The sequence below is a fragment of the Bradyrhizobium sp. SHOUNA76 genome, assembly GCF_023006445.1.
Lineage (GTDB): Bacteria > Pseudomonadota > Alphaproteobacteria > Rhizobiales > Xanthobacteraceae > Bradyrhizobium.
Map to the genome: position 1 here is coordinate 1 of NZ_JALBHA010000274.1, position 8,504 is coordinate 8,504.

General features: G+C 63.8%; 8 protein-coding genes. 7 read left to right on the forward strand and 1 reads right to left on the reverse strand.

Annotation, left to right across the window (positions count from 1 at the left end):
• Together MOV74_RS24050 and MOV74_RS24055 are read left to right on the forward strand one after the other, a co-directional pair.
• On the forward strand, window positions 1-1,342 hold a 1,342-nt coding region (locus MOV74_RS24050; RefSeq protein WP_246928113.1), incomplete at its 5' end, for an alkaline phosphatase.
• Window positions 1,343-1,450: 108 nt separating this feature from the next.
• Window positions 1,451-2,179 carry a hypothetical protein gene (locus MOV74_RS24055; protein ID WP_246928114.1) on the forward strand — a complete coding sequence of 243 codons (729 nt, stop codon included), beginning with the start codon at window positions 1,451-1,453 and terminating at the stop codon, window positions 2,177-2,179.
• A gap of 3 nt (window positions 2,180-2,182) precedes the next feature.
• Here MOV74_RS24055 and MOV74_RS24060 read toward each other — a convergent pair whose 3' ends face one another.
• Complete coding sequence (locus MOV74_RS24060) at window positions 2,183-2,560, reverse strand: response regulator (RefSeq protein WP_246928117.1); 378 nt, start codon at window positions 2,558-2,560, stop codon at window positions 2,183-2,185.
• 179 nt (window positions 2,561-2,739) lie between these two features.
• Between MOV74_RS24060 and MOV74_RS24065 the strand changes: the two genes are divergently transcribed.
• The 5 genes from MOV74_RS24065 to typA all read left to right on the forward strand — a co-directional run bounded on the left by MOV74_RS24065 (window position 2,740) and on the right by typA (window position 8,198).
• Entirely contained in the window at window positions 2,740-3,504 is a 765-nt protein-coding gene (locus MOV74_RS24065; RefSeq protein ID WP_246928120.1) for a Crp/Fnr family transcriptional regulator, read from the forward strand.
• Between the two features lie 211 nt (window positions 3,505-3,715).
• Window positions 3,716-4,432: a prolipoprotein diacylglyceryl transferase family protein gene (locus MOV74_RS24070; RefSeq protein ID WP_246928129.1), complete on the forward strand. Its 717-nt coding sequence runs from the start codon at window positions 3,716-3,718 to the stop codon at window positions 4,430-4,432.
• Complete coding sequence (locus MOV74_RS24075; RefSeq protein WP_246928131.1) at window positions 4,413-5,843, forward strand: radical SAM protein; 1,431 nt, start codon at window positions 4,413-4,415, stop codon at window positions 5,841-5,843. The genes MOV74_RS24070 and MOV74_RS24075 overlap by 20 nt, the downstream gene beginning before the upstream one ends.
• On the forward strand, window positions 5,840-6,133 hold the full coding sequence (locus MOV74_RS24080; protein WP_246928134.1) for a hypothetical protein: 294 nt from the start codon (window positions 5,840-5,842) through the stop codon (window positions 6,131-6,133). Before MOV74_RS24075 ends, MOV74_RS24080 begins: the two co-directional genes overlap by 4 nt.
• Before the next feature lie 238 nt (window positions 6,134-6,371).
• Window positions 6,372-8,198, forward strand: a complete 1,827-nt coding sequence (gene typA, locus MOV74_RS24085) for a translational GTPase TypA (RefSeq protein WP_246928137.1) — start codon at window positions 6,372-6,374, stop codon at window positions 8,196-8,198.
• Window positions 8,199-8,504 lie beyond the last annotated feature (306 nt).

Consider the following 8,504-nt stretch of genomic DNA (forward strand, 5'->3'; position numbering starts at 1 on the left):
GACTGACACGTTCCGGAATGCCCGTGCGCTGCCGCCGATCGCCGCGCTGCCCGAGAGCGACTTCACCGCAAAGATGCTGATCGAGGACTTGCCGGGCGGCCAGGACATCTTTTACCGCGTCCGCTTCCGTGATCTCTCGCACAGCGCGGTCGAGGGCGAGGCGGTCGTCGGCCGTTTCCGCACCGCGCCGGCCGACCGCCGCGATGTCAGCTTCGTCTGGGGCGGTGACGTCGCCGGCCAGGGCTGGGGCATCAATCCCGATGACGGCGGCATGTTCACCTTCTCGGCGATGCGAAAGCACCGGCCGGACTTCTTCCTGCATTCCGGCGACACCATCTATGCCGACGGCCCGATTGCATCCGAGGTGAAGCTCACCGACGGCAAGATCTGGAAGAACCTCACCATCCCCGAGAAGGCCAAGGTCGCCGAAACGCTGGACGAGTACCGCGCCGCGCACAAATACAATCTCACCGACGACAATCTCCGCGCCTTCAATGCCGAAGTGCCGATCTTCGTGCAATGGGACGACCACGAAGTGACCAACAACTGGTCGCTGTCGAAGGAGTTGCCGGCCGCCTACAAGGAGCGCAACATCGCGCTGCTCGCCGCGCGCGGCGCGCGCGCCTTTCACGAGATGTATCCGCTGCGCGAGAGCATCAACGAGCCCGGCCGGGTCTATCGCCAGATCTCCTACGGCCCGCATCTCGACGTGTTCGTGCTCGACGAGCGCAGCTATCGCGGTCCGAACGGTCCCAATGTCGAAACCGCTTACGGCCCCGCCAGCTATTTCCTCGGCCCGGACCAGATCGCCTGGCTCAAGCGCGGCCTGCTCAATTCGCGCGCGACCTGGAAGGTGATCGCTTCCGACATGCCGCTCGGTCTCGTCGTGTCGGACACGTCGAAGGGCGGCTCGGAAGCAATCGCGCAAGGAGACGGACCGGTTCGCGGCCGCGAGTTCGAGATCGCCGACATCCTGCGTTTCATCAAGATGGCGCCGATCAGCAACACGGTGTGGCTGACCGCCGACGTGCACTACGCCGCCGCGCATTATTACGATCCGAACAAGGCGCAATTCCAGGAGTTCGAACCGTTCTGGGAATTCGTCTCGGGCCCGCTGCATGCAGGCACGTTCGGCCCCAATGCGCTCGACAACACCTTTGGACCCGAGGTGCGCTTCGTCAAGGCGCCGGGCCAGGACAGCCAGAACCTGCCGCCGTCCGCCGGCATGCAGTTCTTCGGTCATGTCAAGATCGACGGCGCCTCGGGCCAGATGACGGTGACCTTACGCGACCGCGCCGACGTCGCGCTGTGGTCGACGATGCTCGATCCGAAGCTTGCGTGACACCCAGCTCGCAGCCGGATGGCCGTGAACCATCCGGCCGGCCCGAACGACCATTGCAGGCCCGTGCATTTTCACGGGCCTGATCCGGACCATTTTTGAGCTGAAGCCGTGCTGTTCCGTCGCCGAACCATCGTCATCGTCCTCCTGCTGAGCACGGCCTCGCCCGCATGGGCGCAGCCCCAAAAGCAAACCAAGGACGAGGCCACGCTGGTGCGCGAGGCGTTTGCATCGCCCTACGGCAAGGCCCTGACCACCGAGCTCGGCAAGTCGCTCCGCGCAAGCGCCGATCCCGTATGCCTGATGGACAAGGGGCTAGTTACCGACCAGCTCGAGCCGCGCGGCCGCGATATCGTCATCACATGGGGCACGCGCATGCTGGAAAATGCATTCGCGCGCATCGACCGGCAAACCGCGGACAACCCGTTCGCCGGCGCGGCCGAGCTGGAAAGCCTGAAGGGCAATGCGGATGTGAAGCGTTATCTGGCGATGGAAGAGCCGATGCGCCAGGCCAAGATCCTGGATCTGATCTTCGAGCATTTCGACCGCTACAATTTGATCAGCCGCGTGAAGCTCGGAGCGGTGTCTGCGCCTGCCACCGGCAACGAGGCTCTGCTCCGTCTCAATCCAATCGACACCACGGAGGAGAAGCTGGACGAATTCGCCGGCAAGAGTCGGTCGAAGGCGCTGAAACGTTTCCTGCAATTGTCGGAGGAGGCGGGAGCTGCGCAAGCCGCGGCGATCAAGAAGATTCCATCGCCACCGCCGCCGCTTCCGCACACTTTCTTCAAGGGCGTCGAGAACGACCTCGCCGAACTCTGTATCCGCTCCGGCACATAGCCGTCAGGCGCGTGTGCGCAACGCCGCCTCCAACGCGTCGCTCGAACACGGCTTCTGCAAGCGTGGCAGTCCGGAGAATTCGGCCGGGATGCGTGCCTCGGCGCCGTAGCCGGTGACGAACACGAACGGGATCTTCATCGCGACCAGCCGCTCGGCGACCGCAAAGCTGGTCTCGCGGGTCAGCTCGACGTCGAGCAGTGCGAAATCGGGGGCGCGCTTGTCGATCACGTCCAGCGCCTGCATCACCGACCCGGCGGTCCGCACTTGGCTCACGCCAAATCCGAGCAGGCGGTCCTCGAAATCAATCGCAATGATCGGATCGTCCTCCACGACCAGGACGTCGGCAGGACAGGATGAGCCATCGGGAAATGCAGGTGCCATGATCGCATCTTGAAGGGGGGTTTTCTGATCAGGGACAGCCGCGCCACGATACCTGCGCCCAGCGCATCGGGGGGTTCCCGGAACGAAACCCACCACATCACAGTTATTCAGTCTGTCCACTTGTGCACACAGGATATGGACGGAACTCGGTATTGTGAGAGGAGGACGGGGGTTTCACGATGGATGCGCGTATCGGCACTACAACCGAGGTCGACAGCCGGCCGGCTAACAATCTGTTACGGCGCCTGAACGCGGCGGATTACGCGTTGCTTGCGCCCCACGTCTCCGTCGAGGACTGCCCGGCCAGCCAGCTGCTCTACAATCCCGGCGACGACGTTCAGGTCGTCCACTTCCCCTGTGGTCCCTCGCTCGCGACCTTTCTCGTCCCCAACGAGGACGGCCGCGACGTCGAAACCATCCTGGTCGGCCGCGAGGGCGCGGTGGGCGGCATCGTCAGTGAGGGATTCCTGCCGGCCTATACCCGGATCTGCGTGAAATTCGGCGGGCCGTTTGCGCGCGTTCATGTCGCCAAGCTGGAAGCGGCCAAGCTGCGCTCGGCATCGTTGCGCAACATCTTCGCCCGCTATGCCGATTGCATGCTGGCGCAGATCTTCCAGTCGACCGCCTGCAACGCGATCCATTCGATCGAGCAGCGGACCGCCAAATGGATCCTGGCGGCGATGGAGCGGACCGGCGACGAGAACAGCGTGCCCCTGACGCACGAACAGCTTGCGACGCTGCTTGGCGTTGGCCGCAGCTATGCCAGCCGCGTGCTTCAGTCGTTCAAGGCAGAACGAATTCTCGACACCAGGCGCGGATCGATCCTGGTTCGCAGCCGCGACGGCCTGAGGCTTCGCGCCTGCCTGTGCAACGACGCGGTGAAAATGCACTTCGAGGAGGTGCTGCGCGGCGTCTATCCGACCGATGAGCGCGAGGCCGGGTAGCGAGCCGTTCTTCCTTCTCCCCTGTGGGAGAAGGTGGCGCGCGCACTGCGCGCGTCGGATGAGGGGTTCTATCCGCGAACTCGCCTAGGTGCGAGGGACCCCTCACCCCAATGAGCTTGTGGCAAATAGCGGAGCTGCCCTCTCCCGCACGGGGAGAGGGCACAGTCATGCGCGGCGCTTTTCCGGTCGTACCGTGCTATACTCTCCCCGCATGAGCGGGGCTGTTCTTCACACCATCTTCGACATCCTGGCGTGGCTGGCGGCGGCCGCCGCCGTCTACTGGCTGTCGCGACAGCGCCTGCAGTTTCCGGCGCAATCCTTCGAGCGGCCCTACATCGCCGCGCTGGTGTTCGGCGCGGGGCTCGGAGCCTATCTGTTCGGCTCCGCCAATCTGTGGCTGTCGGGACAGAGCGGCATTGCGCGCTCGGTGGAGGGCGCCCTGGCTGGCGGCATCGTGGCGATCGAGCTCTACAAATGGTCCGCGGGGATCACGGTCCGAACCGGCGCGCGGTTTGCGCTGCCGCTGGCGCTCGGCATCGCGATCGGCCGGCTCGGCTGCTACTTCGCGGGCCTTGACGATTTCACCTATGGTACGCCGACGGCGCTGCCCCTCGGCCATGATTTCGGTGACGGCGTCCTGCGTCATCCCGTGCAGCTCTATGAGAGCGCCGCCATGGCCGTATTCGCGCTTGCCTATGTGCTGGCGGTCTTGAACCGGAACGCCTTTGTGATCACCAATGGTTTCTACCTGGTGCTCGCCTATTACGGAGCGCAACGCTTTCTGTGGGAATTCCTCAAGCCCTACGGCCCGCTGATCGGCCCTCTCACCCTGTTTCACCTGCTGTCGCTGTCCATCCTGCTCTACGCCGCATTCATGCTGGCGACGGCCCCCAAAGCGAGACCTGTGCATGAACGCGCCGTTGCGTAAGTCGCGTCCCTATATCTTCTGGGGCCAGACCCAATCCCTCTGCGAGACCTGCCTGAAGCTGGTGCCGACCAAGATCCAGATCCAAGACAACGAGGTCTGGTACGAAAAGCGCTGCAGGGAGCACGGCGTCCAGTCGACGCTGGTGTCGACGGATGCCGCCTATTGGCGTCTGTGCAAGGATTTCATCAAGCCCGGCGACCGGCCGCTGCAATTCCAGCAGCGCACGGAATTCGGCTGTCCCTATGATTGCGGCCTCTGTTCCGACCACGAGCAGCATTCCTGTCTGGCCCTGATCGAGATTACCGAGCACTGCAATCTCACCTGCCCGGTCTGCTTCGCCGAATCCTCGCCAACACGAACGAAATTCACCCCGCTCGCAACGGTCGAGAAGATGCTGGACGCGCTGGTCGCAAGCGAGGGCGAGCCTGATCTGGTGCAGATTTCCGGCGGCGAGCCGACGCTGCATCCGGATTTCTTCGAGATCCTGGACGCGGTGCGTGCCCGCCCGATCCGCCACGTCATGATCAACACCAACGGCCTGCGCATCGCCCGCGAAAAGGATTTCGTGGCGCGGCTGGCCGAGAACAAGCGCGGGCTGGAGGTCTATCTCCAGTTCGATTCGCTGCAGCGCGATGCGCTGTTCAACCTGCGCGGCGCGGATTTGCGCAAGATTCGCCAGCAGGCGCTGGAGAATCTCGAACATTACGGCGTGTCGACCACGCTCGTCGCGACCATCAAGCGCGGCGTCAACGATGCCGAGATCGGCAATATCGTCCGCCACGCGCTCACCTGGAAATGCGTGCGCGGCGTCACGCTGCAGCCGGTGCAGGACGCCGGTCGCAACGAGAACTTCGACAAGAATACCGACCGCATCATGCTGTCGGAGATCCGCAAGCGCGTGATCGAGACCGGCGTATTCGGCGACAAGGACATGATCCCGCTGCCCTGCAACCCGGAAAGCATCTCGATCGGCTACGGCTTGCGCAATGGCGAGAAGGTGCTGCCGCTGACTTCGCTGATCCCGCAGGAGCAGCTGGTCGCGGTAATGCCCAATACGATCAGCCCGGAGAAACATCCGATTCTGCGGGAGAAATTCGTCGACCTGTTTTCGCTGTCGTCGGGGCCGCTCAACACCAGCGAGCGCGTCTGCGAATTGCTGTGCTGCCTGCCGAGTTTCGAGGTGCCGCAGGGACTCTCCTACGAGAACGTGTTCCGCGTCACCATCGTGCAGTTTCTCGATCGCTTCAATTTCTGCGTCGGCAACGTCAAGCGCAGCTGCATCCATTTCGTGACGGAGCAGGGCGCGATCATTCCGTTCGACACCTACAATCTGTTCTACCGGAACGGTGAGATCAACGGCATCCGCACCGCGCTGGCCGCGCAGGCGAGGGAAGGAGCCTTGCAGGCATGAGCATCAGCGACACACCGCCACCGGCACCCCCGGGTCCGCCTCCTGCCCCGACGGAAATGCGCAGCGGCTGCCTGACCGCGCTCATGGCGATCTTCGGCATCCTCATGCTGCTGCCGGGTGCCTGTGCGCTGATCTTCGGCGGAATGTCGGTGGTCGAGGATGGCCGGATCGCCTCCGACCTCGCACCACTGGTCTTTCTGGGCCTGGTGGTGGGAATAGGCGGGGTCGCCCTGATCTGGGCGGCCATCAAGGGGCGGAAGGCCCCCGCCCATCCTGGAACGCAAGCCTAAACCCCGGGAATCTCCGGACAAAATTCAATCAACCAACGGCCAAAGAACACATTGTTTTTTGGCGGTTTTTGCATATATTGCGCCGCAACGCGTAGGGTGCCCGGTCAAGATGGCCGGGTTTCCCTTTTTGGGCGGCGAGCGCCCGTTTCCAGTCTTCCAGCGTTGTTTCGAGAAGAGGTCCCGGTCCGACCGGCGAGATCGCGCTTAACCCATTGTTCGAACGCAAAGAAGCTCACTCATGAACCTCCGCAACGTCGCCATCATCGCCCACGTCGACCACGGCAAGACGACCCTGGTCGACAAGCTCCTCCAGCAGTCCGGCACGTTCCGCGAAAACCAAAAGGTGACCGATCGCGCCATGGACTCCAACGATCTGGAGCGTGAGCGCGGCATCACCATCCTGGCCAAGGCGGCCTCGGTGCAGTGGAAGGACACCCGCGTCAACATCGTCGACACCCCCGGCCACGCCGATTTCGGCGGTGAGGTCGAGCGCATCCTGAACATGGTCGACGGCGCGCTGGTGCTGGTCGACGCCGCCGAAGGTCCGCTGCCGCAAACCAAGTTCGTGGTCTCCAAGGCACTCAAGGTCGGCCTCAAGCCGATCGTCGTCATCAACAAGGTCGATCGCCCCGACGCGCGCCCGACCGAAGTCATCAACGAGGTGTTCGACCTGTTCGCGGCGCTCGACGCGAGCGAGGAGCAGCTCGACTTTCCGATCCTGTACGGGTCGGCGAAGCAGGGCTGGATGGCCGAAAGCCCTGAAGGCCCGAAGGACAAGGGCATGGAGCCGCTGTTCGACCTGATCCTGAACCACGTCTCGGCGCCGAAGGTCGAGGAAGGTCCGTTCAGGATGATCGGCACCATCCTGGAGGCCAATCCCTATCTCGGCCGCATCATCACAGGCCGTATCTCGTCCGGCGTGCTCAAGCCGAACCAGCAGGTCAAGGTGCTCAACGCCGAGGGCAAGCTGGTCGAGTCCGGCCGCATCACCAAGATCCTGGCATTTCGCGGTCTCGAGCGCACGCCGCTCGATGAAGCCGAAGCCGGCGACATCGTCGCCATCGCGGGCCTGACCAAGGGCACCGTTGCCGACACCTTCTGCGATCCGACCGTCGAAGTGCCGCTGCCGGCACAGCCGATCGACCCGCCGACCGTGTCGATGTCCTTTATCGTCAACAACTCCCCGCTCGCCGGCACCGAAGGCGACAAGGTGACGAGCCGCATGATCCGCGACCGTCTGCTGCGCGAGGCCGAAGGCAATGTCGCGCTGCGCGTGGTCGAAGCTTCCGACAAGGACGCGATGGAAGTGTCGGGCCGCGGCGAATTGCAGCTCGCGATCCTGATCGAGACCATGCGCCGCGAAGGATTTGAGCTCTCGGTGTCGCGTCCCCGCGTCGTCTACCAGAAGGACGAAGCAACCGGCGCCACCATGGAGCCGATCGAGGAAGTCGTGATCGACGTCGACGAGGAGCACTCCGGCGTCGTCGTGCAGAAGATGAGCGAACGCAAGTCCGAGCTGATCGAGATGAAGCCCTCGGGCGGCAACCGCCAGCGCCTGGTCTTCTACGCGCCGACCCGCGGCCTGATTGGCTACCAGGGCGAACTGCTCACCGACACCCGCGGCACCGCGATCATGAACCGCCTGTTCCACGGCTATGCGCCGTACAAGGGCGAGATCCAGGGTCGCCGCAACGGCGTCTTGATCTCCAATGACCAGGGCGAAGCGGTGGCCTACGCCATGTTCAAGCTGGAGGACCGCGGCCCGATGATGATCGAGCCGGGCTGGAAGGTCTACAAGGGCATGATCGTCGGCGAGCACACCCGCGACAACGACCTCGAGATCAACGTGCTCAAGGGCAAGCAGCTCACCAACATCCGCACGACCTCCAAGGACGAAGCCGTGCGCCTGACCCCGCCGATCCGCATGACTTTGGAAAAGGCGCTCGCCTATATCGAGGACGACGAGCTCGTCGAGGTCACGCCGAAGTCGATCCGCCTGCGCAAAAAGCACCTCGACCCGAACGAGCGCAAGCGCGCGGAGAAGGCCAAGGAAGCAGTGGCGTAAGGGCCACTGCCCGCCGCAGTGCCGTAGGGTGGGCAAAGCGACAGCGTGCCCACCACTTCTATCGCGATTGACCAGAGATGGTGGGCACGGCGCAAAGGCGCCTTTGCCCACCCTACGAGACCGTCTCTGGATCACCCACTCCAGTGCGCAATTGCGCACAAGGCGGGTGATGACAGCTCGTTTGTGGTGGCCCTCCAGCGAACGTGCTAGAGCCCACCCATGTCCCTCCCCTCCTCCGTCGACGTCGCGATCATCGGCGCTGGTGCCGCCGGCCTCGGCGCGGCGCATGCGCTGGCGGGCCGCGGC

What these genes read in the sequence shown, in the direction of transcription:
- MOV74_RS24060 (WP_246928117.1), bottom strand. Translation starts at nt 2,560, where the DNA reads ATGGCACCTGCATTTCCCGATGGCTCATCCTGTCCTGCCGACGTCCTG.
- MOV74_RS24065 (WP_246928120.1), top strand. Translation starts at nt 2,740, where the DNA reads ATGGATGCGCGTATCGGCACTACAACCGAGGTCGACAGCCGGCCGGCT.
- MOV74_RS24075 (WP_246928131.1), top strand. Translation starts at nt 4,413, where the DNA reads ATGAACGCGCCGTTGCGTAAGTCGCGTCCCTATATCTTCTGGGGCCAG.
- typA (WP_246928137.1), top strand. Translation starts at nt 6,372, where the DNA reads ATGAACCTCCGCAACGTCGCCATCATCGCCCACGTCGACCACGGCAAG.
- MOV74_RS24080 (WP_246928134.1), top strand. Translation starts at nt 5,840, where the DNA reads ATGAGCATCAGCGACACACCGCCACCGGCACCCCCGGGTCCGCCTCCT.
- MOV74_RS24070 (WP_246928129.1), top strand. Translation starts at nt 3,716, where the DNA reads ATGAGCGGGGCTGTTCTTCACACCATCTTCGACATCCTGGCGTGGCTG.